The sequence below is a fragment of the Actinomyces johnsonii genome, assembly GCF_006546835.1.
GTDB lineage: Bacteria > Actinomycetota > Actinomycetes > Actinomycetales > Actinomycetaceae > Actinomyces > Actinomyces johnsonii.
Genome location: NZ_VICB01000003.1, coordinates 316,693 through 343,034, shown reverse-complemented (window position 1 = coordinate 343,034; position 26,342 = coordinate 316,693). Strand labels below are relative to the sequence as shown.

Annotated in this window: 26 protein-coding genes; 17 read left to right on the top strand and 9 right to left on the bottom strand. The window is 67.1% G+C overall.

Features of this window, described 5'->3' with window-relative positions; all coding sequences use genetic code 11:
* Positions 1–487 precede the first annotated feature (487 nt).
* Together FK256_RS02090 and FK256_RS02085 are read left to right on the top strand one after the other, a co-directional pair.
* The gene (locus FK256_RS02090; RefSeq protein WP_231681111.1) at positions 488–682 is read left to right on the top strand and encodes a type II toxin-antitoxin system RelE/ParE family toxin; all 195 of its coding nucleotides are present in this window, start codon (positions 488–490) and stop codon (positions 680–682) included.
* Positions 657–980 carry a HigA family addiction module antitoxin gene (locus tag FK256_RS02085; RefSeq protein ID WP_141423633.1) on the top strand — a complete coding sequence of 108 codons (324 nt, stop codon included), beginning with the start codon at positions 657–659 and terminating at the stop codon, positions 978–980. Before FK256_RS02090 ends, FK256_RS02085 begins: the two co-directional genes overlap by 26 nt.
* A gap of 212 nt (positions 981–1,192) precedes the next feature.
* Here FK256_RS02085 and erm read toward each other — a convergent pair whose 3' ends face one another.
* Entirely contained in the window at positions 1,193–2,011 is an 819-nt protein-coding gene (gene erm, locus FK256_RS02080; protein WP_141423504.1) for a 23S ribosomal RNA methyltransferase Erm, read from the bottom strand.
* A gap of 471 nt (positions 2,012–2,482) precedes the next feature.
* On the bottom strand, positions 2,483–2,647 hold the full coding sequence (locus tag FK256_RS14855; RefSeq protein ID WP_170264142.1) for a hypothetical protein: 165 nt from the start codon (positions 2,645–2,647) through the stop codon (positions 2,483–2,485).
* A 417-nt stretch (positions 2,648–3,064) separates the two neighbouring features.
* On the opposite strand from FK256_RS14855, the gene FK256_RS02075 reads away from it, so the two are divergent.
* Together FK256_RS02075 and FK256_RS02070 are read left to right on the top strand one after the other, a co-directional pair.
* Entirely contained in the window at positions 3,065–6,649 is a 3,585-nt protein-coding gene (locus FK256_RS02075) for a DUF5979 domain-containing protein (protein WP_141423503.1), read from the top strand.
* 177 nt (positions 6,650–6,826) lie between these two features.
* Positions 6,827–7,495, top strand: coding sequence for an AIM24 family protein (locus tag FK256_RS02070; RefSeq protein WP_021605450.1), 669 nt, complete (start codon positions 6,827–6,829; stop codon positions 7,493–7,495).
* A gap of 34 nt (positions 7,496–7,529) precedes the next feature.
* Here FK256_RS02070 and FK256_RS02065 read toward each other — a convergent pair whose 3' ends face one another.
* The 4 genes from FK256_RS02065 to FK256_RS02050 form a co-directional block, all read right to left on the bottom strand.
* Complete coding sequence (locus FK256_RS02065) at positions 7,530–8,366, bottom strand: MT-A70 family methyltransferase (RefSeq protein ID WP_231381943.1); 837 nt, start codon at positions 8,364–8,366, stop codon at positions 7,530–7,532.
* A gap of 36 nt (positions 8,367–8,402) precedes the next feature.
* Complete coding sequence (locus FK256_RS02060; RefSeq protein ID WP_141423502.1) at positions 8,403–9,140, bottom strand: BglII/BstYI family type II restriction endonuclease; 738 nt, start codon at positions 9,138–9,140, stop codon at positions 8,403–8,405.
* A gap of 32 nt (positions 9,141–9,172) precedes the next feature.
* Positions 9,173–10,258, bottom strand: a complete 1,086-nt coding sequence (gene ychF / locus FK256_RS02055) for a redox-regulated ATPase YchF (protein ID WP_141423501.1) — start codon at positions 10,256–10,258, stop codon at positions 9,173–9,175.
* A 133-nt stretch (positions 10,259–10,391) separates the two neighbouring features.
* Positions 10,392–12,023, bottom strand: coding sequence for an alpha/beta hydrolase (locus FK256_RS02050; protein WP_141423500.1), 1,632 nt, complete (start codon positions 12,021–12,023; stop codon positions 10,392–10,394).
* Positions 12,024–12,296: 273 nt separating this feature from the next.
* Here FK256_RS02050 and FK256_RS02045 point away from each other — a divergent pair, with 273 nt between their 5' ends.
* From FK256_RS02045 to FK256_RS02005, 10 genes are all read left to right on the top strand, one after another.
* Positions 12,297–13,553 carry a DNA recombination protein RmuC gene (locus tag FK256_RS02045; RefSeq protein ID WP_141423499.1) on the top strand — a complete coding sequence of 419 codons (1,257 nt, stop codon included), beginning with the start codon at positions 12,297–12,299 and terminating at the stop codon, positions 13,551–13,553.
* 159 nt (positions 13,554–13,712) lie between these two features.
* On the top strand, positions 13,713–13,970 hold the full coding sequence (locus FK256_RS02040; RefSeq protein ID WP_021605443.1) for a GlsB/YeaQ/YmgE family stress response membrane protein: 258 nt from the start codon (positions 13,713–13,715) through the stop codon (positions 13,968–13,970).
* Between the two features lie 289 nt (positions 13,971–14,259).
* A complete protein-coding gene (locus tag FK256_RS02035; protein ID WP_021605442.1) occupies positions 14,260–14,736 on the top strand; it encodes an Asp23/Gls24 family envelope stress response protein in 477 nt (158 codons plus the stop codon).
* 32 nt (positions 14,737–14,768) lie between these two features.
* Positions 14,769–14,945, top strand: coding sequence for a hypothetical protein (locus FK256_RS14235; RefSeq protein WP_009395758.1), 177 nt, complete (start codon positions 14,769–14,771; stop codon positions 14,943–14,945).
* A gap of 2 nt (positions 14,946–14,947) precedes the next feature.
* Entirely contained in the window at positions 14,948–15,364 is a 417-nt protein-coding gene (locus tag FK256_RS02030) for a hypothetical protein (RefSeq protein WP_009234223.1), read from the top strand.
* On the top strand, positions 15,361–15,909 hold the full coding sequence (locus FK256_RS02025; protein WP_141423498.1) for a DUF6286 domain-containing protein: 549 nt from the start codon (positions 15,361–15,363) through the stop codon (positions 15,907–15,909). Before FK256_RS02030 ends, FK256_RS02025 begins: the two co-directional genes overlap by 4 nt.
* Positions 15,910–15,922: 13 nt before the next feature.
* Positions 15,923–16,570, top strand: a complete 648-nt coding sequence (locus FK256_RS02020) for a hypothetical protein (protein WP_021605440.1) — start codon at positions 15,923–15,925, stop codon at positions 16,568–16,570.
* Complete coding sequence (locus tag FK256_RS02015; protein ID WP_021605439.1) at positions 16,560–17,216, top strand: RNA polymerase sigma factor; 657 nt, start codon at positions 16,560–16,562, stop codon at positions 17,214–17,216. Before FK256_RS02020 ends, FK256_RS02015 begins: the two co-directional genes overlap by 11 nt.
* Positions 17,213–17,761 (top strand): hypothetical protein, encoded by a 549-nt coding sequence (locus FK256_RS02010; protein ID WP_021605438.1) that lies wholly within the window; start codon positions 17,213–17,215, stop codon positions 17,759–17,761. Before FK256_RS02015 ends, FK256_RS02010 begins: the two co-directional genes overlap by 4 nt.
* Positions 17,751–18,122 carry a transcriptional regulator gene (locus FK256_RS02005; RefSeq protein WP_141423497.1) on the top strand — a complete coding sequence of 124 codons (372 nt, stop codon included), beginning with the start codon at positions 17,751–17,753 and terminating at the stop codon, positions 18,120–18,122. Before FK256_RS02010 ends, FK256_RS02005 begins: the two co-directional genes overlap by 11 nt.
* A gap of 701 nt (positions 18,123–18,823) precedes the next feature.
* On the opposite strand, the gene FK256_RS02000 is transcribed toward FK256_RS02005, so the two are convergent.
* Both FK256_RS02000 and FK256_RS01995 read right to left on the bottom strand, forming a co-directional pair.
* Entirely contained in the window at positions 18,824–20,443 is a 1,620-nt protein-coding gene (locus FK256_RS02000) for an amino acid permease (RefSeq protein WP_280525774.1), read from the bottom strand.
* A 134-nt stretch (positions 20,444–20,577) separates the two neighbouring features.
* A complete protein-coding gene (locus FK256_RS01995) occupies positions 20,578–21,684 on the bottom strand; it encodes a 4-hydroxy-3-methylbut-2-enyl diphosphate reductase (RefSeq protein WP_141423496.1) in 1,107 nt (368 codons plus the stop codon).
* Between the two features lie 44 nt (positions 21,685–21,728).
* Between FK256_RS01995 and xseA the strand changes: the two genes are divergently transcribed.
* A complete protein-coding gene (gene xseA / locus FK256_RS01990; RefSeq protein WP_141423495.1) occupies positions 21,729–23,090 on the top strand; it encodes an exodeoxyribonuclease VII large subunit in 1,362 nt (453 codons plus the stop codon).
* A gap of 137 nt (positions 23,091–23,227) precedes the next feature.
* Here xseA and FK256_RS01985 read toward each other — a convergent pair whose 3' ends face one another.
* Positions 23,228–24,604 (bottom strand): MFS transporter, encoded by a 1,377-nt coding sequence (locus FK256_RS01985; protein ID WP_141423494.1) that lies wholly within the window; start codon positions 24,602–24,604, stop codon positions 23,228–23,230.
* A gap of 122 nt (positions 24,605–24,726) precedes the next feature.
* On the opposite strand from FK256_RS01985, the gene FK256_RS01980 reads away from it, so the two are divergent.
* Complete coding sequence (locus tag FK256_RS01980) at positions 24,727–25,464, top strand: ArsR/SmtB family transcription factor (RefSeq protein ID WP_141423493.1); 738 nt, start codon at positions 24,727–24,729, stop codon at positions 25,462–25,464.
* Between the two features lie 267 nt (positions 25,465–25,731).
* Positions 25,732–26,067, top strand: a complete 336-nt coding sequence (locus FK256_RS01975; RefSeq protein ID WP_425321569.1) for an exodeoxyribonuclease VII small subunit — start codon at positions 25,732–25,734, stop codon at positions 26,065–26,067.
* Positions 26,068–26,342: the final 275 nt, after the last annotated feature.

Below are 26,342 nucleotides of genomic sequence, written 5' to 3'. Positions count from 1 at the left end.
CTGGCATGGCACGGATCGAGCACAGGTGGACCCGGCGCTGCTGAAGGACCCCAGCGGCCCTCCGTTCTCACCAACGAGACGTCCGATAGTGTCCAAATCGGTGACAAAGGCCTGGAACAGAGCAGAACGGGCGAGAAGAAACCGCATGATTCCAACGTCTATTCGCCTGCGTCAGCGATACCGGGGCTCCTTTGTCACCGATTTGGACACTGAACCACTCGCATGACACAGGAGGACCAACAGTGAACCCCATGGATCAAGCCTCTCAGTCGTCACTGACGACGATCTCGATGGCATCAACGCTCGCCAGCGCATTCACGCGCCCGGCACAACATCGCCGCCCTGCTCTCCTCCAGTTAACGCCTAGCGTTATTAGCGACCTCCGTTATGCTCTGTTGTCGTGATCAGGTCCTTCGCGGACAAGGGGACCCAGCGAGTGTGGCACGAGGAGTACGTTCGCTCCCTCGACAAGTCGCTCTAGCGCGCTGTGCTACGCAAACTGGAGCTTCTATACGCAGCAGCCGATGTCGAAGACCTGCGCATCCCACCGGGCAACCGGCTCGAGCGACTGACTGGCGATCGACGCGGCCAGTACAGCATTCGGGTCAACGCCCAGTGGAGACTCTGCTTCACCTGGCATGAAGGAGGTGCGGATGATGTCGAGCTCGTCGACTACCACTGATGCGAACCGGATCGATCCAATCCACCCGGGTGAGATTCTCATGGAGGACTTCATCGAAGGGTTCGGGATCACCCAGAACAAGCTCGCTACGGCCATCGGCGTACCCCCGCGCCGCATCAACGAGATCGTGCACGGCAAACGCGGCATCACTGCGGACACCGCAGTAAGACTGGCAAAGTACTTCGGCACATCTGCAGAACTCTGGATGACCCTGCAGAGCCACTACGAACTCAGGCTTGAGCGCCGGGCGCTGCGCGAGCAGCTCGAGAACATCGTGCCGCTACACTCGGTGGCATAAACAACGCCAGCGACGTACGTGACCCTCTCATGTCCAGCGGGGTCACCTGGCACGAATCAAGCACAGGTGGACGCGGCGGCCCCCGGAGCCGACGAGCCGTTAGACGATGCCAACAGAGTTTAGTCCGATGGTGTCTTACAGCGACCCTGCAATGCGATCAGGTTCGAGCGCGAAACTCGGTGAGAGTCCGTTTGCTCGTCGGCATTCATGCTTCATCGACGGAACCTTCCCGAGCGCATCTTGGTGAGGCGTTCCGGTGGCGATGCGCCGGTTGTCTTGAATAAGTCCACCCATGCCTCGACAGGCAAGTCCTTCGGCAGCCTGGCAGCAGTCACGCCGTGGAGACTCAGCCATGCCTGTGCAGCCCGCGCTGAGCCCAGTGCGGTGTTACGTGCAAGGATCTGAGCAAGCCCACACCCAGGACCCGTATAGACGCGGTAAACCAGTGCGTGGAACTGACGTCGCTGCTCCGAGGGCAGCAGCGGGTGCTTACGGCGGTAGATGGAGAGGATTCCACCGTCGACTCCCGGACGTGGGGTGAACGCGCGGGATGGAACGCGGGCATGCAGTGTGAACTCGAACCAGGGCGCCCATTGCGCCGTCATCATCGTTGCTCCGCCAACGCCAGCTCTTCGCCGTGCGACCTCCCATTGTACGAGCAAGATTGCATTTGTCCATGCGGGGGCATGCAGCATGCGTCGAAGCATGGCTGTGGTCTGGTGGAACGGTAAGTTGCCGACGAGCACATAGGGATACGTCGGAAGCCGATAGATCAGGAAGTCGTCGGAAACGACGTCCACGTGCGACGGAAGTCGTTCGGACAAGCGTCGGGCAAGTCGCGCGTCGATTTCAATCGCGGTGACTGGTCGTCCAAGACGAGCCAGTGGGGTGGTGAGTGCTCCGTCGCCGGGGCCGATCTCTATGATCGGCCCCTCTGTGGCAACCGCCAGCCGTGTGATCGCGGCGATGATGGATTGGTCAGTCAGGAAGTTCTGGCCGTACTCGTGACGGCCATGTCGATAGGTAGACACTGTTTGCTCCGTGGTTGTTGCGGAGCCGGGTACGCCAAAAGAGCCGCCCAGCCGTGATTACCGGGGCGGGAGCAACAACGTGGAGTACGCTCGCCGCCGTCAGCGGGAGCGCAGACGCAGTGAGGCAGTGCCAAGAACCAACATGCCAACCAGTCTAGCCGATCACACTGTGCATCGTTCCGGGTTTTGCCCGAGGTGGTGATGCGGGGGTGCTCCTGGGTGGTGTGTCGAACGGCTGTGGGTAGTTTTGTGGTCGACTGTGGGTCGTAGAGGTGCTGTTGCGGGTCGAGGCGTGCAGGGGCGGGATGCGGCGGTGGGCCAGGGTGAGGACGGCTTGGCCCAAGGCGCTTTGCCTTGGGTTACGTTTGTGCTGGTAGTAGGCCTGGTTGACGGGGTCGGAGCGCAGGGAGGTGAAGGCAGAGGGGAACATGGCGCGCTTGAGCCTCTTGTTGCCGCCGCGGGAGACGCACCTCACCGCGGATCGATGAGCCCGATCTTCTGGTTACTGGTGCCAGTGCGGCGTAGAACGCCGGCTGGGCTCTGGTAACTGGAGGTCTTGCCCAGGGGGCTGGCCAGCAAGGACGGCGGCGGCCGGGACCCCGATAGCGGGCGCGCGTGGTCAGGGACCTGGCGCATGAGGGTGGACTGCCCGCCAGGGTCTCGACCTGGGTGGCGACAGCGTCTCGCTGGGAGTGCAGGGCGATGAGCTGGCGGACCAGCGGTCAGGCGCGCTTTCCGGCGAGGTGGCCGACATCGCTGGCGAACGCCTCGACACAAGGACTCGCTCGCCTTCGAGAGATTCTCAACCAAAGAACGTGCACCTTGAAAACGAACAACGCGAACACCCGAGCCATTCTACAAACGCCTGCAAGAACACCTCATTGCACTCTTGATGATTTCTTTTCAGCAACATTGATGACGTTCTGATAACACCCTTGAGATTGCTGACAAATACACCACAGAAGTTGTTCCCGATTTCCTCTTCGCGATACTCTTCACCAGTTACTCACGGTCATCCCCAGACCGCCGATCCCTAGTGAAGAGGATGTATACATGCAGGTTCCTGCCGATCTCAGGCGCGTCGCGCCACGGGGGCAGTCGCCGGCCACCTGGCTCGCCCTCCTGACACTGCTGCTGAGCACGATCGTTCCCTTGCAGGCCCAGGCCGCCGTCAACACCGACGTCGCACTATCCGATCTCGCTCTGATCAAGTCGGATCGAGACGGCAACGACGCCCCAGGAGAGGCCCTCACGACGCAGGACGTGGCCAAACTGTCCTACACGTGGGACGCCACTAAGACCACCGTGACCCCGGGAGACTCCTTCTCCATCGACCTCGGCGCCCATTTCAAGAACCTGGAGAACCCAAAAACCGTCCCCCTCAACATTCCCTTCAACGGCATTTCCACCGAGGTGGGCGCATGCAGGCTGACGGAGAGAACCATGGAGTGCACCTTCAACGAAAAAGTTGAAGAGCTCAAAGCGGCGGGATTCAAGGAATTCAAGGGCTCGGGTCAGGCACTGCTCCTCATTACACAGCCCACCACGGCCGCGTCAGTGGATATGACTGTCAACGGCAACCAGAAAGTGAGCGTCCGTCTGCCCGGTAGCGGCGGTATCAAGGGTCCCGCTGCGCGGGGATACACGGCCCTCAAGTTCAGCAAGGTCTCCTCGGTCATCACGTCGGCCTCCTCAGCCATGACGTGGGAGGTCAACTTCGGCTCGGATTACATCAAGGAGCAGCTGGCCAAGGGAGGCACCCCCATCACTTCGGACGGTCAGACTCGGGGGACCATCACCATCACGGACACGCTCGGCTCGGGCATGATCTTCAACAACGACAAGAGCAGGTGGTACCTCGGACTGCGCAACAGCGCCGCCGAGCCCAGCATCTCCGGGGTGTCGCTGACTAACGCGGCGGGCAAGGACCTGAGCGCGAAGTACGGAGACTTCGACCTGGACGTGGACATCCAGGGGCAGGTCGCCACGATCAAGGTGACGGGCCCCTTCGCCCCTGAGTCCAACTACCGGATCTCCTACCCGGTGACGTTCACCTCCCAGAACGGCAAGGCCATCGCCGGCGTGCGGTACACCAATGCCGCCTCGCTCGACCACTCCGACGCCCGCGGCGAGTTCACGCGCAGCTACACCGATTCCTTCAAGGTGACCGTGGACATGGCCCCCGGTTTCGGCGGTTTCGAGGTCTCCAAGACCCTGGACGGCGCGGCCCTGGACGCCGTCGACGTCGCGAACACGACCCTGCCGGTCAAGGTCGACTACGTCCTGCCCGGCCCTGCCAGCGGCTACACCGGCTGGCAGGCCCCCGGTACGCTCAACGCCGATGGTCTCTCCGGTACGGCCGTCCTCAACATCAGTATCGGCAAGACCAGCACATTCCAGGGCACTTTCCCCAAAGGTACCGTCGTCACCCTGTCCGAGGACACCGGCCAGGCATCTCCCGCTCCTTCGGGGTATGCCTGGGGCAAGCCGGTCTTCGCGGTCGGCAGGACAGAGACCAACACTCTGACCATCGGCGACCGGGTGTCGACCAAGGTGACCCTCAACAACACGGCCGACGTCGCCAAGGCGCCCGGCACCTTCCAGGTCACGAAGACCGTCGTCGGCCCTGAGGCCGCTGCGGGCGCTCGCGACAAGGACTTCGCCTTCACCTACACCTGCTCCGACGGCCAGTCCGGACAGGTGAGCGCCAAGGGCGACGGGGCGGCCGCCCAGGCAGGCGCGACCTTCCCGCAGGGCACCACGTGCACGGTGAAGGAGGACGCCGAGTCCGCCCGTCTCGACGGCTACACGCTCACCGCTCCCGCGGAGCAGACCGTCACGGTCAAGGACCCCGCCGAACCGATCGCGACGGCGGCCTTCACGAACTCCTACACCCGCGACACGGGCGCCTTCTCCATCGCCAAGTCGGTCCAAGGAGGCCCGCAGGGGGCAGCCAACGGCTCATACTCCTTCACCTACACCTGCGACGGCGGCGTGCAGGGAACCCTGACAGTCCCCGGAGACGGGACGGCCGTGAGCTCCCCGCAAATCCCGACCGGAGTCTCCTGCGCGCTGGCGGAGGACACCGCCGCGGCCGCCAAGAGCGGGTACTCGGTGACCTCGAGCCTGTCGCAGGACACGGTGACCATCACCAAGGACCAGACCGTGGCCGTCACCGCCGCCAACACCTACACCCGTGACACAGGCACCTTCTCGGTCACCAAGAGTGCCAAGGGCGACTACGCCCCGCAGGCGGGCGAGGCCGTCAAGGTCGGCTACACCTGCAACGACCCCGAGGCCACTCAGGGCACGCTCGATGTCCCGATGGACGGCACCGCCGTGGGTGGCCCAACCCTTCCCACGGGGACGGTGTGCACCCTGAGCGAGGACGCTGCCTCGGCCCAGCGTGAGGGCTACGCGGTCTCCACCGCCTACTCCGCAACGACGGCGACGATCGTGAAGGACCAGGTTGCGGAGGTGTCGGTGACGAACACCTACACGCGGCAGACCGGGGGCTTCTCGGTGTCCAAGACGGTGGAGGGCGACGGCGCGCAGCTAGCGCCGGCGGAGTTCACCTTCGAGTACACCTGCACCGACAAGGTCACCGGCAAGGCCGGCTCCCCCAGGCAGGTGATGGTCAAGGCCGGTGAGACAGCGCATGTGGGCGACGTGCCGACCGGTTCGTGCACACTCACGGAGAAGGACGCCTCCGCCAAGGGCACGAGCCTGTCGACCACCCTGGCCGTGGGCGGCGAGCCCGTGCGGGACGGCAAGGCGACCTTCGATGTGCTCGGCGGGGACGCCGCCGCCGTCAGCGTCTCGGCCGTCAACACCTACACCCTGGACCGCGGCACTTTCACCGTGTCGAAGAAGGTGGAGGGCGATAGCGCCGAGACTCACAAGAACGCGGCCTTCACCTTCGAGTACAGCTGCTCCTCCGACGTCGAGGGCGAGGTGAGCGGCGAGCTGACGGCTCGCGGCGACGGCGCTACCGCCTCCGGCCCGGCGCTGCCCGTTGGGGCGACGTGCTCGGTGTCGGAGAAGACGTCGTCGGCCCAAGTCAACGGCTACGACGTGAAGACTCCTGAAGCGCAGAGCGCGACGATCACGGAGAAGGACGCCGCCCTGTCCTTCACCAACACCTACACGCGCCAGACCGGTTCCTTCTCAGTGCTCAAGACGGTGACGGGTGCGCAGGCCGGCGACAAACAGTTCGCCTTCTCCTACACCTGCACCGACGGGACCGAGGGCACGCTCAAGGCCAAGGCCGACGGCGAAGCGGTCACCGGGCCACGGGTGCCCACGGGGACGCAGTGCACCGTGACCGAGAACAGCCAGTCGGCTGCAATCGACGGCTACACCCTGGCGGCTCCGCAGGCCCAGACGGTGACGGTCTCGGAGAAGGACCAGGTGGCGAGCACCTCCTTCGTCAACGCCTACACCGAGGTGTCAAACACGCCCTCGCCGTCGGCGAGCCCTGAGACTTCTGCGTCCGGTGAGCCGACGCCGAGCGACCCGGCACAGGAGGACTCCGGATCGTCTCTGGCCCGGACCGGGGCGTATGTGGGGATCCCGCTCGCTCTGGCACTGGCTGCGATCGCAGGAGGTGTGCTTCTGGCCTACCGCCGCAGGGCCTGAGCCGAGGCGCTGACAGCCGGCGGCGCAACGCTGCTGAGTGTCGAGTGGGGATCCCTACCCGATTGGGTAGGGATCCCCATTGCGTCGTGAGTTGTGCCCGCCGACGCCATCCAGTCTGTAGCCTGAAGTCGACAGACTCCCGTCACCGTCCCAACCCTTGGAACAGAGGTACCCTCCGTGCGCAGTCCCCTCTTCGAACAAGCCAACCGCGAGCAGGAAACCGGCCAACGCTGGACCGTCCAGTCCTCCAAGATGCTTCGCGTCGCCCTGGGCCCGGAGGTACTCGCCGCTCAGGGGGCGATGGTCGCGTACCAGGGGAACATCGATTTCTCCTACCAGGGATCAAAGAGCCTGGGCGGCATGGTCAAGAAGGCCGTCACCGGTGAGGGCGGCAACCTCATGCGCGTCACCGGGCAGGGAGAGGTGTTCTTCGCCCGCAGCGCGCACAACGTGTTCCTGCTCCAGCTCGAGGGTGATGCCATCACGGTGAACACCCACTCCCTCCTAGCCTTCGACGCCCACCTCAGCTACGACATCCGGATGCTGGGCAACGCCGGGATCCTCGCCGGCGGACTGTTCAACCTCATGGTGCAGGGGCAGGGCGTGGTGGCGGTGTCCTCCGACGGGCCGCCGCTGCTCCTGGACTGCTCGCAGCAGCCGACTTTCGTGGACCCGCAGGCCGCGATCTGCTGGTCGGCGAACCTTCAGCCGCAGATCAAGAGCACCTTCAAGGTGAGCTCCCTCATCGGCCGGGGCTCGGGCGAGTCCTTCCAGCTGGCCTTCCACGGGCCGGGCTTCGTCGTGGTCCAGCCCAGCGAGGGCCAGCCGATCGTCGCGGCGTCCTGAGCGGGCGGCCGCCGGGCACCACCAGACTGTCTTGTCAGTGGTGCCCGGGCTCCCGGAAGATCACGCCGGCGTTGGTGAGTAACGTGCGCACGCGCGTAATGGTGTATCCGGTCTGCGCGCAGAGGTCGCGGATGCTGGCGCCATTGTCGTACTCTGCGCGCAGCCTGCTGCCGATGACGGCCTGATCCTTGGCGCTGAGCCGTCCATGCGGCTGAACCGCGGGGACGAGCAGCGGTCCACCGGCGTACCCCTTGTGAGTGCGCCCCCGAGGAACGACGTCCTCCGCGGACTCATCCCCCCACGTGACCCACTCCTCACGTGAGTGACGGGCGAACATTTCCAGGAACGGTCCCGGAGAGCACTGCTCGATGAGATCGTATTGTTCATCCGGCTTGCGCGAGTGCTCTCGTTTGCGCGTTTCAATCATGTTCACCTGGCTTCTCGCCGGCGCAAGCGTCCTCATGGAGCCTCGAACACCGAAAAGAATGAGCTCGGTGACATTTCGGAAGTAGAATCCCACACCCCTGCCGTCCGGACCGCCGTCTTTGCGGCGCTTGGCCCAGACGATGTTGGAGACATATCGGAACCCCCAGGCCTCCATGACTTGCAATCCCTCGGGCAGAAGGGCGTTGGGAACCCAGAGATACAGGTGCGCATTATCTGACACCACCTCCGACACGGGAAGGCTCTTGATCTCCTCCAGGCTCATGGTCGAGTAGCGGTCGAGACGACGATGCTCAGGGGCCACCTTGCCGGTACGGTTCTGAAAACGCCACGGAGGATCAGCCAGAACAGTTTTAAATCCTCCATCAACGCGCGGAAGTGGGGCAATATCAAGATTCTCGCGCAGTGGCGCAACTTTCGGTGTCACACGCACAGTTTAGCACAAGTAGATCTCACGTGAGATCTACTTGTGGCTGTCACCACTCTCGTCGGGAAGGGGCAAAGTTTCCCCGTCCGAGAATCTGAAATCTCGAAGGACATCGGCGGGAAGCCCTCGTACTCGCTCCGGTTCGATGCCGATGCAGAGCAGAGGGCATTCTCCACCGCCACCCATGTCGATCATGGGAACGAGCTTATCCCAGTGAGTGGTCGCCTTGCCGTACTTGGTGTTGGGGTATTCGCCATGAGCTCCGAGGTATTCGAGAACCTCCTGGAGCCGCGGCCCCCGGGTGATAATGATGCCGACAGCTATGACGCCTTCACGATGCAGCGCCTGAAAATTGTTGAGATCGCGATGGAAGAATGGATCCTTATTATTCCACTCCATCTCGTCGGCTATGCCCGGGTAGGTGCCGTCGTCGCCCATGGTGAAGACATCGATCTCATGGTTCCGAACTCGGTACACCGGTTCGCCATCAACGAGTTTTTCGATGGTGACGTTGTGCTTGCTCCAGCCGCGCCTTGTGAGACCGGCGTCGTGTCGAGCAGTGTGCCGCGCGCGGGAACCGCCGCCCTGCTTAATATCCTCGGCGTAATCTATGAAGAACTCATCGAGGTTGCCCGTAACGTCTGCGAACTTCCTGGGGAAGGCGTATTTGAGGATGAGATCGGCATATCTAGTCACACCATAGCGGTATCCGGATGGCAGTTCCACCCGGGGTTTCCGAACCGTCCCCGGGAGCTCGGCCTTAGACGCGCTCACACCATTCTCCCATCAGACGCCACTGCCAGCAGTCAGACGTTGAACCTGAACTCGACCACGTCCCCATCGGCCATGACGTAGTCCTTTCCCTCCATGCGCACTCGGCCGTGGGCGCGGGCTTCGGCAACGCTGCCGTAGCGGACCAGGTCGTCATAACTCACGATCTCCGCCTTGATGAAGCCCCGTTCGAAGTCGGTGTGGATCACGCCCGCGGCCTGGGGCGCCGTCGCGCCCTTGCGGATCGTCCACGCCCGGGACTCCTTCTCCCCCGCCGTCAGGTAGGTCTGCAGGCCCAGGGTGTCGAAACCGACCCGGGCCAGCTTGTCCAGGCCGGACTCCTCCTGCCCGTTCTCGTGCAGCATCTCCGCCGCCTCCGCCGGCTCGAGCTCCACGAGCTCGGCCTCGAACTGGGCATCCAGGAAGATCGCCTCCGCCGGCGCCACCAGCTCGCGCAGTTCGGCCTGACGGGCCTCGTCATTCATTCCGGCGTCGTCCATGTTGAACACGTAGATGAAGGGCTTGGTGGTCATGAGCTGGAAGGTCCTGAGCACCTCCGCATCAATGCCCGCGGCAGCCGCCCCGGCGGACAAGAGCGTCCCGGTCTCCAGAACCTTGAGGGCCGCCTGCGCCGTCTCCAGCACCACCGGCTCCGTCTTCTTGCCCCGCACCTCCTTCTCCAGGCGCGGAATCGCCTTCTCCAGGGTCTGCATGTCCGCCAGCACCAGCTCGGTGGCGATCGTCTCGATGTCCCCAGCCGGCTCCACCTTGCCGTCCACGTGAACCACGTCCGGGTCCTCGAAGGCGCGCGTCACCATGCAGATCGCGTCCGCCTCGCGGATATTGGCCAGGAACTGGTTACCCAGTCCCTCGCCCTCGCTGGCGCCGCGCACGATCCCGGCGATATCCACGAAGGACACCGTCGCCGGGACCACCCTGGCGGAGTGGAACAGCTCGGCGAGCTTGTCCAGGCGAGCATCCGGCAGCGGTACAACCCCCACATTCGGCTCGATCGTCGCGAACGGGTAGTTGGCGGCCAGGACGGTCGCGCGGGTCAGGGCGTTGAACAGGGTGGACTTGCCGACGTTGGGCAGTCCGACGATTCCGATGGTAAGTGCCACGCAGGAGAGTTTAGACGGCCCCGACGACACGGTGCGTCCCAACAACGCCCATCACGGCCCCGCCCACCTGCCGACGACGTCGACCGCAGTCGACTGCGCCGGCCGCCCCGGCCGCCCCGGTGACGAGCGCCTCTCACCTGCCGACGTTATCGCTCACCCGGATCGAGGCCCGCAGATCGTGCCACGAAGTGTAGAAGCCCCCACCGGCGTTGACCCCGATCCCCACCGTCACCGCGATCAAGACCGCCGCGAGCGCAACCACCGCGAATCGCCCCGCGATCGCGCCGCCCAGGCGCACCGCCGACGGCTTCTCACCGCCACGCCGTCGGCCCCAGCGGGGAGACCAGACCAGGGCGGTACCGACCACGGCCAGCGAAGCGCCCACGGCCACGATGATGGTGCCCAGGCCGTTGATCTCGAACGGAGCGGCGCGCATCGGCGAGGCCGATCCCACCGTGCGCTGGTCCTTGGGGGTGGCCACGATGGGCGTGACGCCGGCGGCGGTCGCCTTGGCCCATGTATCGCCCTCGGGCGCCGGCAGTCCGGCCGCGGCGAAGACCTCAGGGTCCGAGCCCCACCAGGTCAGCAGCGTCGGGAACCGGTCGGTCCACAGGTACCAGGAGTGCCCGCCCTGGGGCGGGGTGTCGATCGACACCGAGTCGGGTTTCTGAGCCACGTCCTCCATGAGCCAGGCCGTGCGGGCGGCGCTGTAGGGGTCGTCCTGAGTGCCCATGACATAAAGGCGCAGGCCGTCGGGGGTGCGCTGCTCCAGCAGGGTGGATAGCGCGTTCTGCGCCTGGAGCTGCTGGCCGCCGTGTGCCAGGGCCCCCTCGGCGGGGCGATCGTAGGAGGATAGGACGCCGACCGCGCCGAATCGCTGCGGGACGTCGAAAGCAGTGCGCGCCGCGCAGTAGGCCCCGGCCGAGACCCCCATGAGCATCCACCCCGACCGCTGAGTGGAGACGTTGGGGAAGGTGGCCCGGACCATGCGGGGGATCTCCTCAGCGGTCCAGGTCTCCACGGCCGGGCGGCCGGCAATGTCGACGCAGTCGTGCTGGGTTCCGTCCACGTTGACCGAGGGGATGACGATGATCGACGGCGGGATGCGCCCGGCGTCGATGGCGGCCTGGAGCGCTTTGGGGGAGGACAGGCCCGTCACCAGGGACTCCGGGTCACCGACCCAGCCGTGGATGCCCTCGATGACGTTGTAGGTGCGTCCGTCGTCGGGCCGGTACCCGGAGGGCAGGACCACGCGCACCGGCAGGGAGATGCCGCTGACCGGGCCGGTCCAGTTGCTCTTCTGCGAGCCGTCGCCTACGTCCTGGAAGGAGGCCTTCCAGGCCGAGGCCGGGACGGCGTCGTAGACGGAGGCGTCCGGCAGCGGCGTGACGCGCGAGGCGCCCTGGGTGCGCGGGGCGGCGGCCTCGATGACGTCGCCGAGCGTGCGCACGTAGTGCATGGGCAGGTTGATGAGCAGACCGCCGAGCACGACGACGAGCAGCACCGGAGTGCCCACCATGACGGTGCGCGCCGTATAACGGCCGACGGTGCGCAGCACGTGGCGGACCGTAGGGCTGACGGAGACGGGCTTCTCCGCGGCCTCCGGCACGTCGGGTGCCTCGGAGGGCTTGTCTCCCGTAGCGGCCGGAAGCGTCCACGGTAGGAGGACCGCGGCGACGACCGCCGTCAGCACGGCCAGGACCCCGACGGTCCAGATTGTGCTGGAACTGGTCAGCTCAATACCACGCAAGAGGTTCACGTCCATAAAGGATGGCACTGCCTGCGCAGCTGCCCATCCTCCCGAGGTAGCAAAGGGTCCGTGCCCTTGATCTCTTCGCGTCCTTCGGGCGGAGTTGACAGGTGCGAGGAGGGACCGTCGGCCCAGGTCCGGGCGGTCGATTGGGAGTTGGTCGGCCGGCGATGTCGGCGCTGGCCCTGCAGGATCCGCCCCGACCGGACCGCCGGCCTCAGACGCCTGCTGACGCGCCCCCTTCAAGGAACCGGAATAGATGTCACACCCCTGGGGCATGATCAGTTCATGAGCTCCTCACCCGTCCTCCTTCCCATTCTGCTGCTCCTCATCGGCCTGGTGATCGGCGTGGTCATCGGCTACATCGGCGCAATCGCCCGGCGCACCACCGCGCACCGGGCTGATGGCGAGCAGGTGGCGGAGCTGCGGGCCCAAGCCGCCCAGTGGCAGGCCCGGGCCGAGGAGCTGTCTTCACGCACCCAGGTGGCCGAGGAACGCGCCGAGCGTGACGGCTCGGTGCTGCGGGCCCTGGCGCCGGTGCGCAGCCAGCTCGAACAGGTGGGGAACCGGGTCGAGTCCCTGGAGAAGCAGCGCGCCGAGCAGCACGCGGCCCTGGCCGAGCAGCTGCGGGCCACCGCGCTGCGCGAGCAGGACCTGGCCCGATCCACTGCCTCTCTGGAGGGCGCCCTGCGCTCGCGCTCGGCGCGCGGCATGTGGGGCGAGGCGGAGCTGGCCCGAGTCTTGGAGGCCTCCGGGATGATGCGGCACGTGGACTTCTCCGAGCAGCGCACCATTGGGGCGCTGATCCAGAGGCGGGGCGGTCCGGGAACAGCGACCGACTCCGGTGACGGCGCCGCCGACCGGTCCCGGCCCGACGTCGTCGTCCATCTGCCCGGGGACGGGTACCTGGCGGTGGACGCCAAGGCCCCCATGGACTCCTACCTGGCGGCCATCGATGTCCGTGGCGCCTCCCCGGAGGACGAGGATCGGCGCGGCGAGCTCCTGGCCGCTCACGCCAAGGCGCTGCGCGGGCACGTCGATCAGCTCGCCGCGCGCCGCTACAACCGGGCACTGGGGGACTCCCCCGAGCTCGTGGTGCTCTTCGTCCCGGCGGAGGCCGTGCTGTCGGCCGCACTGGAGGCCGACTCCGCACTCCTGGAGCACTCGCTGGGGCGCGGAGTCGCCCTGGCCTCACCGGTGACGCTGCTCGCCCTGCTGCGCACCTGCGCCACGGCCTGGGCACGCACCGCCATCAACGACGACGCCCGCGAGCTGCTCGAGCTCGGCCGTACGCTCTATGAGCGGCTGGGGACCGTCGCGGGCCACCTCGATGCCCTGGGCGGGGCGCTGCGGCGCAGCGTCACCGCCTACAACAAGGCGGTCGGCTCCATGGAGAACCGGCTGCTGGTGACCGCCCGGTCCCTGGAGACCCTCGGCGAGCAGGTCGACTCCCCCGCGCTCATCAGCGCCGACGCCGCCCAGGTGCGCACCTTCACCGCCCCCGAGCTCGCCGCTGACGGGCAGCCCAGACCCACGACGGTGTAACGCATGCCATGTTCCCGGCCCGTGACGATTGACGTTTCCATGGCGTCCATCAGGGAGCGTTGTCTCCCGTCTCATGACAGGCTGACACGTTGCCAGAACGTTTCAACGTCCGGTTGGAGAACATCTCCACCTCATCGGACCTTCTCGGAGGAAGACACCATGCTGTCATTCATCGGAATGATCATCACCGGCGCCATCATCGGCGCCCTGGCCAGGCTCGTCATGCGAGGAGTTCAAGACATCTCGATGCTGTGGACCATTGTGCTGGGCGCAGTGGGCGCATTCGTCGGAAGAACAGTAGCCGGCTTCTTCGGCATCGCGGAAACACCCGGCATCGACTGGATCCGCTGGGTCGCGTCCATCATCGCCGCCGTCATCGCGATCTCCATTTACCTGGGCATCACCGGCCGCAAGTAGCCCCTCAGCGCCCTGAAGCGGGTCCCGCGGAGGCACTCACCGCCTCCACGGAACCCGCTTCACCTTTTTGTGACGCAAGCCATGGAATGGGGCCGTGAGGATTCCCTGGCCGGCGGCGTCCTTCTTTCAGCGCGGCAATCATGACGGACAGCAAAACCCGTCAGTCACGTCGGCCAGTCACACGAACCGGCCACGGCAGTCACCGAGGCGCCTTGACGGACCAGTTGCTGGACCGCGCACCACGACATTCCGTCGCCATCCATCTCACGGATCAACGAAAGAGGCTCCAATGAGCAACAACGCCATCCCCCAGACCGGCCAGCAGCGCGAGCGCAACGAGCAGGCCGAGGAGGACAAGACCCCTCGCGGCCCCCTCCAGACCTCGCACGGCGTGACCACTATCGACGAGAACGTCGTCGCCAAGATCGCCGGCATGGCCGCCCGTGAGGTGCCCGGCGTCTACGACATGGGCAACGCCGTGCGCCGCGCCTTCAGTGCGGTGACCGACCGCATCCCCAACGCCCAGACCAACGTCGCCGGCGGCATCAGCGTCCAGAAGGGTGAGACCCAGGCCGCCATCGAGGTCACCGTGGTGGTCGAGTACGGCGTCTCCATCGTCGAGGTCTCCAACGCCATCCGCCGCAACATCATCGAGCAGATCGAGGGCACCACCGGCCTGGAGGTCGTCGAGGTCAACATCAACGTCACCGACGTCCACCTGCCCGACGACGACTCCGACAACTCCGAGGCCGCCGACCTCAAGTGACCCATCCCGACGCCTTGATCTGAGGAGCTCTCATGAAGACAACGTACCTGGCCCTCCTGGTGGGCCTGTTCCTTGGAACCATTCTCGCCTTCGGCTCCTTCGCCGACTTCGTCCTGGTAGCCCTGTGCGGCCTGGCCGGATTGGCGGTGGGCCTCTACCTGGAGGGCCGGGTCGATGTCCAAAGTATCCTGGATCGGCGAAAGAAGTGACGATGGCGACCGCGACCCAGCCCGCCATCACGCAGCCGGGACCCGCCCGGGACGAGGAATCCTCCTGGGAACAGCGCGGCACCACCACCATTCCGGCCCGAGTCGTCGCCCAGATCGCAGCCCAGGCCGCCTATGAGACCGGCAATGTCGGATCCAACGCCGGAGGGCTCCTGGGAATCGGCGCCCGCCGCAACTTCGCCTCCCAGCCCGAGGCCCAGTGCGAGCTCTACGGGCAGGTCGCCGTCCTCCACCTGGACCTCGGCCTGGTCTTTCCCGCACCACTGTCCTCCACCATCGAAGATCTGCGCGCGCACGTGCGCGGTCGCGTCGAGCACCTCACCGGGCTGAGCGTCGGCAAGATCACCATTGAGATCTCCTGGCTCAATCCGAGCAGCCACGTCAGGAAGAGCCTGAAATGAGAACACCCGTCCCGAAACTCATTCGTCGCCCGTCCCGCAGCGTACCCAGTGTCGTCCTGGCACTGCTGCTGCTCACGGCCGGAGGCCTGGGGGCTTGGCTGACGGGGCACCGGATCGTGACCGGCACCTGGCCGGACCGCACCATCACCACGCTCGACGCCGTCGGATCCACCGCCCTCGGCTCCGCCGCGGTGCTCACCGCCGCCGGGATCGCCGCCGTGTGCGGCCTGGCCATGATCCTCGCGGCACTGTGGCCGGGGCTCCCCGAGCGCGTCGAGATCCTCCCCGACACCGTTCCCGGCCAGACCGCGGTGAGGCGCCGCGACCTGGCCAACCTGGTGAGGACCCAGGTCGAGCAGATCAGCGGCGTCCACTCCGTCACCGTCACCACCCATCGCTCACGGGTCGACGTCGTCGTCCTCAGCGTCCTGGACGACCTCGACCCGGTGCGAGAAGCCGCTTGTAAGAAGGCCGGCGAGGCCCTGCAGACGCTCCAGCCCGTGGGAATCACACGCAGCCGAGTGCGGATCAGGCGCACGAGCTGAAGGAGATACGATCATGCGTTCAGTTTCTGGTGTCCTCAACAGGACGGTCCTGGCCGGCTGCGGACTTCTCATCGCGGCAGCAGCGTCCTGGCTACTGGCTTCCGGCCTCGGTGCCGGTCGGTCCTGGCCTAACGCCGCCACGCTCCTGGCCGCTGCGCAGGACCGAGTGGACAGCATCATCGTGCCCCAGGCGCACTGGCTCCTGCCGACGGCCGCGCTGGTGTCGGTGCTCGCTGTCATCGCCGGGCTGGTCCTGCTCGCCATGCAGGTCCCCCGCAAGGCGGCCGCCTCACCCCTGAGGCTCAACGACTCCGAGGGAGTCCTACTGGCCACCGTCGCCCCCGACGTCCTGTCACAGGCCCTGTCCGAGCGGGCTGAGGACGTCCCCGGGGTGGAGCAGTGTGCCGTGTGGGTCACCGGTTCCCCGAGCAGTCTGTGGGTCCAGGCGGACACCATCGTTTCTCAGGACTGCGAGGTCGAATGGGCCGTGGCCGAGCTCAGGCACCGGCTCGAGGATGACGTGACCACGTCCCTGGGCTCAGGCCCCAGGCAGGTGGACGTCCTGGTGCGACTGGAGCGCTCCTCGAACTCGCGCAACGTCTCGCAGACCGTCACAGGGCGACACTCGCCCAAGATCACCGGGAACGGCGATGACGCATGAGACACAGGACGAGGCAGTGCCGGCACCTCGCCCGCATCCACGCCATGCCGCACAACCGAGTACCTCGTCCGCTGCACCCCATGACAAGGACCGCTACCTAGTCCTGCGCGCCCAGGACGGGGACATCAACGCCTTCGAGCAGCTCATCGAGCGCTATCAGGGGCGTCTGTTCCGCACCGCCTATATGATCGTGCGGAACCGTCACGACAGTGAGGACATCGTCCAGGAGACCCTCATCCAGGCCTGGCGCAGTCTTCACCTGGTCAGGGAACCTGCTGCCTTTCGGGGTTGGCTCATGCGGATCTGCACCAACAAGGCCACCAGCATGGCGCGTAAGCGTCAGCGCCGAGCCACCGACCCCTACGACGCCGAGAGCCTCGAGACCGCGAGCGCCATGGCGGAGACGACGTCGAGCAGCACCACTGACCCGGCCGAGTCCAGCGAGGTCAACGCCCAGATCGAGGCACTGGCCGACCTGCTGGCCTCCGTGCGGCCCGAGCTGCGCATCGTCTGGGTGCTCCGAGAGGTCGACGACATGTCCTACGAGGAGATCGCCCAGGCCCTGAACCTCACCGAGTCCACCGTCCGCGGGAGGCTGGCACGTGCCCGCTCTCTTGTCATGCGCCAGATGAAGGAGTGGGCATGAGCACCGTCAACCAGCTCTCACACAGCGTCCGACGCTCGACGGCGTCAGCCAGGTCTTTCACCCGGTCCCATGAGCAGGATGACGCGGACACGCGGGAGTACCTGCGTCTGATCGCCTCCCTGCACGAGGAGTGGGACCAGCTGGAGTCTCAGGCGAACGTCTCTGTCATGCCGCAGCGCCACCTGATGGACGCCATCATCGCTGAGACTCGTCATGGCGCCCAGGTGGAGATGCCCGCGACCGATCTGGGGCCCTACAGCATGTCCGAGTTCTCGCTGCGGGCACTCATCCGACGCACCGTGGACTGTGTGCCCGGCGCACGCGCCCTGCGTTCCTCCTTCGAGCACGCGCCCTCAGGTGAGAACCACCGCGGCCTGGGGGTTCCGGAGACAATCTCCTGCCGGATCTCCGCCCACATCAGCGTGGGCAGCCTGCCACAGCTCGCCCAGCGGGTCCGCGACACCGTCCGAGCAGCCTGCCATGAGAACCTAGGGGTGTCCCCGACCGTCAACGTCCACATCGAGGATCTCCACGATGACGACTAGCCTCTCCGCGGCCGAGCTGGCCCACCTGGTCACTGCTGTCCCCGGCGTCCGAGGAATCGAGCCGGGGATAGGCAGCACGTTGAGAGCGATCGGCAGCCACATCCGGCAGCAGGATCCTCATCAGGCCCGCTTCGGCGTGGTCGTCGAGGCGGGCTCGCGCAGGGCCGTCATCGAGATCGGCATCGACGGCTCCAGACCCGTCAAGGACATCGTGCGCGACGTCCAGGAGACCATCATCCGCTCCCTGTCACAGGCGGGCGAGTGCGACAACGCCTCAGAGTCACGTGAGGACTCCGGCTCCTCCGGCGTCGGGGACCGGGACACGCCTCAGGTCACGGTGCGGGTCCAGTCCCTGCTGTAGGTGCCCGCCATGTTGTTTCATGACTTCTGAGAGTTTCGGATGTCATGGCATCTCAAGGCACTGGTGCGGTGCGGGCGGATCGGGCCCGATCGTCGTTGCTCGCTGTGCTGGCAGGAGCCGGCTCAGTTGCTCGCAGTCGCTCTGATGGTGCCTGGCGTGTACTGCGCGAGGGTGGGGTGCTACTGGAGGAAGGTCGGGGGCACTCCACGTAGGTCGGGCTTTCGTGCAGTACGCACAACCCCCGGTCAGCGGATCCCCACCCTCGTGGAGTAGGCCGACCCGAGGTGGGGTGGGCCAGGGGCGGCGCTTACCAGTGCCACCGGGACCCAGGACAGGTGCCGGACAGGGGCCAGGCAGGACACATGAGGCCAGGGGCGCCCGCCTCCGCCACGAATACCCCGCGGATTTAATGCCGCCAGCAGCTCGATATCCGCTCCATGGACACCGGCGACTCGCCAGGCCTCTTCCATCGGCCCACCGTCACCTCCAGGACAACTACAGACTCACCCCCGAGTTCCCGCCCAAACGAGCACCTCTGACGTGAGGAGACAAGACAGCTGTAGGTACCCCACCCACAGCAGTTCCACCCTCGTGCAGGTTCCAGCACGAGTCGACGTCGGGGCACCGGTCAGATGATCGGTGCCCCGACGTCGGTCACAGGTTCAGGACATGAGCCCAGCAGACACGAGACTCAAAGGGAGTCAGTGCCGCTCGTGAACGACGACGCCGGAGACGTCGGCGTCCTCCAGGCGCACCACATGCGAGCCGGAGATCAGCCGGTGCCCCAACCAGATGGCCCCGAAGACCGGCAGACCGATGTAGGAGGAGAGCACTTCCAGCAGTTGGCCCTTGAAGATGGCCTCGTAGTTCTGGCCCAGAATTACCAGGGCGCACAGGCTGAAGGCCAGCACCGGTCCCAGGGGGAACCAGGGCGCCCGGTAGGGCAGGTCGGCCGGGTCGTTGCCCTGAAGCACGTAGGCGCGCCGGAAGCGGAAGTGGCACACGGCGATCCCCAGCCACACGATGAACCCGCACAGGGCCGAGACGTTGAGCAGCCACGTGTAGGCGGTGTCCTGGCCCACTACGGCGGTGAGGAAACCGGCCGCGCCCACCAGCGCCGTCGCCCCCAGTGCCCGCACCGGAACCCCGTGACGGTTGACGTAGGCGAACCAGGCGGGGGCCTGCCCCTGGAGCGCCATCGAGTGCAGCATGCGGGTTGAGGCGTACAGACCCGAGTTTCCGGCGCTGAGCACCGCGGTGAGGATGACGGCGTTCATCAGGGCCGCTGCGATCCCGATGCCCGCCCGCTCGAAGACCAGGGTGAAGGGCGAGTAGGAGATGTCGGAGGTGTCCGAGCGCAGGAGGTTGGGGTCGGTGTAGGGAACCAGGAAGCCGATGACCGCGATCGCCCCGATGTAGAAGATCATGATCCGCCAGAACACCGTGTGGATCGCCTTGGGAACGTCGCGGCGCGGGTTGCGGGCCTCGCCGGCCGCCACGCCCACCAGCTCGGTGCCCTGGAAGGAGAACCCAGCCACCATGAACACCGACACGATTGCCAACATCCCGCCGTGGAAGGGGGCGTCCCCGGTGGTCCAGTTGCCGAAGCCCGCGGGCCTGCCGCCGATGATGCCGGCGATCATCGCCACGCCCGCGATCAGGAAGACGATGACCGTGACCACCTTGATGGCCGACAGCCAGAACTCCCCCTCTCCGAAGGCGCGGGCGGACAGGGCGTTGAGCGTCGTCAGAAGTGTCAGGAACAGCGCCGCCCAGATCCACGGGGGAACCCCCGGCAGCCAATAGGCCATGACGATCCCGGCCGCCACCAGCTCGGCCGCCACGGTGATCGCCCAGTTGAACCAGTAGTTCCAGCCCATGGCGAAGCCGAAGGAGGGACTGACGAACCGGGTGGCGTAGGTCTGGAAGGAGCCGGCCACCGGCATGTGCGCCGTCATCTCCCCCAGGGACTGCATGAGCAGGAGCACCATGAGGCCGATCGCCGCGTAGGCCACCAGGGCACCGCCCGGCCCAGCCGTGGAGACCGTGGCACCCGAGGCCACGAACAGGCCCGTACCGATGGCGCCGCCAATGGCGATCATCTGCATGTGCCGGTTGGTCAGGCTGCGCTGCAGTCCGCTGCCCTGCTCCAGGGCCTCATTGGAGACCTGGCCGGAGGCTCCGGCGATCAGTGCGCTGGCGGCGTCACCAGCGGTATCGGCGGGGCAGGCGCCGTCGGACCCGTCGGACTGGCGCCCCGGTCCGGCCAGAGGGCGAGCGCCGGCGGCCGACTCGTCATGCTCGTCGTGGGAGTGTGTCACGTAACCGAGGGTAATCGCACAGCGCGCAATCCGGCGTTCACGTCGGACTCGTCCCGCACGCCCCGGGGTGTGCCGGCGGTCTCACGGCCTCCGCCATCCTCCAGCATCCCGGAAAGGGTGCGGGACCGCCGACCTCAGCAGGTGTGACCGGCGGCGGGCTCGCGGCGCTTGTGGTCGGCCGTGGCGCCCTGGGCGGCCATGAGGTCGGCACGCAGGTTCTTGGGCAGGGAGAAGGAGATCTTCTCCGTGGTAGTGCGTACCTCCTCGACGTCGTCGAAGCCGAACTCGGCCAGGCGCTCGATCACCTCGCGCACGAGGATCTCCGGCACCGAGGCACCCGAGGTCAGGCCGATCGTCTCAACGCCGTCGAGCCAGGCCGGGTCGATCTCGCTGGCGAAGTCCACCCTGTGGGAGGCACCGGCCCCGGCTTCCAGGGCCACCTCCTTGAGGCGCACCGAGTTCGAGGAGTTGCCCGAGCCGACCACGATCATGAGGTCGACCTGCGGGGCGATCTGCTTGACCGCGCCCTGCCGGTTCTGGGTGGCGTAGCAGATGTCCTCGCCGGGCGGGTCGATCATCTCCGGGAAGCGCTCGCGCAGCAGGCGCACCGTCTCCAGGGTCTCGTCCACGCTCAGGGTGGTCTGGCTGATCCACACGACCTTGGAGGGGTCGCGCACCTCGACCCGGTCCACCTCGTGGGGGCCGTTGACGACCTGGATGTGCTCGGGGGCCTCGCCCTGGGTGCCCTCGACCTCCTCGTGGCCGGTGTGGCCCACGAGGATGATGTCGTAGTCCTTGGCCGCGAAGCGCACCGCCTGTTTGTGTACCTTGGTCACCAGCGGGCAGGTCGCGTCGATCGTGGCCAGCTGGCGCTCGGCGGCCTCAGCGTGGACGGCCGGGGAGACGCCGTGGGCGGAGAAGACGACGCGGGCGCCCACCGGCACCTCGTCGGTCTCGGAGACGAAGATGGCGCCGCGCTTCGAGAGGGCGTCCACGACGAACTTGTTGTGGACGATCTCCTTGCGCACGTAGATCGGCGCCCCGTAATGGGCCAGGGCCTGCTCGACGGCGTCGACGGCGCGGTCCACGCCGGCGCAGTAGCCGCGCGGGGCGGCCATGAGGATCCGCTTGCTGCCCTTCGCGGCGGAGGGCGAGGCCTCGGGGGCGGACGCGGGGCTGATGGTGGGCGCGGCGGCGTCGTTGTGCTCACTGGCGAGCTCGATGGTCGTCACGGAAACCACTGTGCCACAGTGGGACCCAGGTCCCCAGTGGCGGACGTGGCACAGTGGTGCATGTGACAGGCCAGAGCCCCGCCCAGCCCAGCCCGCAGCCCTTGCCCGCCGGCGGCCCGGCCCCCGGCTCCGTCGTGGACGGGAGTCCCCGGGAGCCGGCGCCGCGCGCGAACCTCACCACCGCGGAGAACCCGTGGCCGCTGCGGCTGCTGTCGTCCAAGATCGACCAGTACGTCGCCCGCATGAGCCAGGTGTGGGTGGAGGGCCAGATCATCCAGCTCAACCGCCGGCCCGGCGCGGGCATGGCCTTCCTCACCCTGCGGGACACCGATGCCGACGTCTCCATGTCGGTGGCGATCTACTCGCGCGTCCTGGACGCCGTCCTGGTCCGCACGGGTGCCGAGCTGAGCGAGGGCGCCCGCGTCGTCATCCGAGCCAAGCCCACCTTCTGGACCAAGCGGGGCTCCCTGCAGCTGCAGGCCGATGACATCCGGCCAGTCGGCGTCGGCGATCTGCTGGCCCGCATCGAGCAGTTGCGCCGTATCCTGGCCGCCGAGGGCCTGTTCGACGCCGAGCGCAAGCGGCCCCTGCCCTTCCTGCCGCGCAAGGTGGGGCTCGTGTGCGGCCGCCAGGCCAAGGCCAAGGACGACGTCCTGGTCAACGCCCGCCTGCGCTGGCCCGGCCTGCCCTTCGAGGTGCGGGAGGTCGCCGTCCAGGGGATGCGCGCCGTCGGCGAGGTCACCCGGGCGATCCAGGAGCTGGACGCCGATGCGCAGATCGACGTCATCGTCGTGGCCCGCGGGGGCGGTGCTGTTGAGGACCTGCTGCCCTTCTCCGACGAGGGGCTCGTGCGCGCCGCGGCCGCCTGCCGCACGCCGCTGGTCTCCGCGATCGGCCACGAGACCGACTGCCCCCTGCTGGATCTGGTGGCCGACTACCGGGCCTCCACCCCTACCGACGCGGCCCGTCGGATCGTCCCCGACCTCGCCCAGGAGACGGTGGGCCTGGACTCGGCCCGCGAGCGCCTGCGCACGGTACTCGCCTCGCGCCTGGACGCCGAGCAGGCGGCCCTGGACCAGCTGCGGGCCCGGCCGGTGATGGCCGACCCCACCTCGATCGTGCGCGACCGGGTCCTCGAACTGGGCCAGGCCCGCGACCGGATGCGCCGGGCTGTTGGCCACCGTCTGTCGCTGGCGGCCGCCGACCTGCGCGCCGATCACGCCCGCCTGACCGCTCTGTCGCCGCAGGGGGTCCTGGACCGCGGGTATACGATCCTGCGTTCCCCCGGCGGGAAGGTCATCACCAGCGCGGAGGACGTCAAGAAGGGCGACCTCATCGAGGGCGTGCTGGCCCAGGGCCGACTTGTGGCCCAAGTCGTCGGTGCCACCAGGCCGCGTCCGGCCAACATTGACTGAATAGCGACTGAGCACCGGGCGGGCGCCGATCCGCCACCAACCGCGGCCCGGAAAGGTCAGGCGGCCGCACCCGGCGGCAACCTCGCGGACGCGCCTGGCGGCTCGCGGACGGCACCTTGAGGGGCAGTCGTCGAGGCCTACGGTGCGTCCACGTGCTTCGGGCGACTGGTCACCCCGAGGACGACGACGGCGACGGGGATCGCTGCCACGGCGAAGACGGTCGATGCCCCAGCCACCGCCCGATGGAATCCGGTCAGGAAGTCGCCTGAGGCGATCAGGCTGCCAAGGACGGCCACACCGACGACGCTTCCGGTCTGCCGGGCCGCGTTGATGACGCTGCCGGCGACTCCGGTGTAGCCCACCGGCGCGGAGGCGACGGCGGCCGAGGTCGCGGCCGGCATGGTCAGTGCCGTGCCGAAACCACCTAGGAAGGTCAGGGCCGCCACCAGCGGGTACGGCGTCGAGGCCGTGGCAAGAGCAAGCCCCGCGAATCCGGCGGCGCCGGTGAGCAGGCCCGTCAGCATCGTGGGGAACGCCCCGATCCTGGCGGTCATCCTGCCTCCCAGCGGGGAGGCGATGACGGCACTGCACGCCTGCGGCGCCAGGGCCAGACCGGCGAGCCAGGGTGAGTAGCCCAGGTAGCGCTGGAGGAACAGGGCCAGGACGAAGAGCTGGCCGAAAAAGCCGGTGTTGAGCGCAAACCCGACCGCAGCGGCCACTGCGAAACGCGGTCGGGAGAACACCACAGTCGGCAGCATCGGTCGGCTCGCGATGCGTTCAACCACGATGAAGACCACCAATAGGATCAGGCCGGCAAGGGTCGAGACAACCGCGACCAGACTCCACCCGTGCTCACCTGCAGCGATGACCCCGTAGGTGGCTGCTGCGAGCCCGATGACGGAGAGGATCTGTCCGGGCAGGTCGCCTCCATGCCGTCGCGGCGACCGTGCCGCCGGCTCGGGCAGGCAGCGGGCAGTGAGCCACATGCCGACCGCAACGAGGGGCAGGTTCACCCAGAACACGAGCCGCCAGCCGGCCCAGGTCACGAGCAGTCCCCCGGCCACCGGGCCGACGGCCGCAGCGACTCCGCCAGCCCCTCCCCACAGACCGATGGCTCGAGCCCGGTCGGCGGGGAGATCATGGATGAGGGAGAGCATTGCCAGGGAGGCAGGGACGATCGCGGCGGCGCCGACACCCTGAAGTGCACGGAAGGCGATGAGTGCTCCGCCGGCAGGAGCCAGGGCGCAGGCCGTCGAGAGCAGGCCGAAGACCACCAGACCGAGCAGGTGGACGCTCCTCGCTCCCATCCGGTCGCAAGCCGCCCCTGCCGACAGCTGCAGGGCGGCGAAGGTGAGGGCGTAGGCGTCGACGACCCACTGCAGGGAAGCGACCGGGGCGCCCAGGTCCGCGCCGATCCAGGCCAGCGCCACGTTGACGACCGTTGTGTCAAGCATGACGACGAAGAACCCGAGCAGCGCCGCGATGAGGGCGCCGCGCCGCCGGTATCCGCTCATAAGTGGTCTCCTTGTCCCTCTGGGTCCCTCTGGCCCTGTCTGCCGGCTGATGCCGGCCACCGGCAGGCTAGAGCCGTAATCGTTCGGCGCGAATCGAACCGGGGCGGGCGCATACTGGCCGCATGTCACGGCTTCCTGACCGTTTCTTCCCCGAAGCGGTTCCCGACATCGCCGGCACCGCTGCGGCGCTGGCCGACCCGTCGCGGGCCGCCATGTGCGCGGCGCTCATGGACGGCCGCGCCTGGACAGTGGGCGAACTCGGCTCGTACGCCGGGATCGCGCGGTCGACGGCCAGCGAGCATGTCGACGTACTGGCAGCGAGCGACCTCGTCACGAGGGTCCGCCAGGGGCGGCATTGCTACGTCACGCTCTCAGGGCCTGGGGCGGCTCGGGTCATCGAGGCCCTGGGGGTGATGTCAGCATCGGTACTGCCCACGGCGCACAGCCTCAACGCATGGACCGCCAACAAGCGGCTGCTGGCAGCCCGTACCTGCTACCGCCACTTGGCGGGGCGGCTCGGCGTGAGTCTGGCCGAGCACCTCCAGGAGCGCGGCCACCTGGATTCCTCCTGGCGGCTGACCGATTCCGGAGAGGACCTCCTGACTACCTGGGGGCTGGAGAAGCCGCTTCGTTCCCACGGAGAGGCATGCATGGACTCCACTGAGCGAAGGTTCCACCTCGGCGGACCGCTGGGAACCGCACTGACGCAAGCGCTGTTCGATCGCGCCTGGATCGCACGCATCGGGCGGAGCCGGGCCGTCAAGGTCACGGAAGCCGGCCGCGAAGCACTGGCGCAGGCAGGTTTGGAGGGAATGCTGACACACCTCGATGAGACGACTTCCAACGGCGCAACGGGGTAAAAGTGGGGGCTGACGCATCGGTGCTCTTCGACCGGAACCAGCAGGAGTCAGGAGAGACTCAGGTCGGGATTTTGTCCATATGGGACGACTTTGGAGCCTCCACAACCAGTCGACACCGCACCAAAACGCTCTGGCCAGCACAGATGCAAACGCCACGGAGACGCAGCACCGTCAAAGTCGTCCCTCTTGGACACTTTTGCGCCGAGGGCACCCCTCAGACCGTCCATCCCGCTCTGCTTGTAGCCCGGCCCGTGCGAGAATCGGGGCGTGAGCTCCGAGATGAACCCCGGCACCTACTCCGACCGCCAGGACGGGTACTCGACCCAGAACAGCCCCTCCTCAGGGTCCTCGTCTTCGGCATTGTCCGCCTCCTCCGGTGACGGAACCGCTGGCGCCAACGAGGACGTCGCCTCGCTCAGCTACGAGCGGGCCCGCGAGGAGCTGGTGGCCGTCGTGCAGCGCCTCGAGGCGGGCTCCGTCCCCCTGGAGGACTCCCTGGCACTGTGGGAGCGCGGTGAGGCCCTGGCCCAGCGCTGCCAGACCTGGCTCGATGAGGCCCGCGCCCGCCTAGCCGCGGTCGCTCAGGACGACTCCGAGGACTGACAGGGCATGCCCCGCCCCGGATCAGCCGCTCCGGGCCGCGCTCGTGCCCGCCTCCGCGACGAAGAGTTCGGGCCCCGGCAGGCTGCTAATGGAGCCACGGCATCGCACGATGTCATCGACGTCCACCCGCCCCAGATCAGCCGTCTTTGATCTCATTCGTATCCAAATCTGTCACAAAGGGGCGCGCGAGCCCCACGAGCCAGAATGAGAACCGCGGAATCATGCGGCTTGTTCTCCGCTGCGAGTACTTCACCGCCGCCTTTGTGGCAGATTTG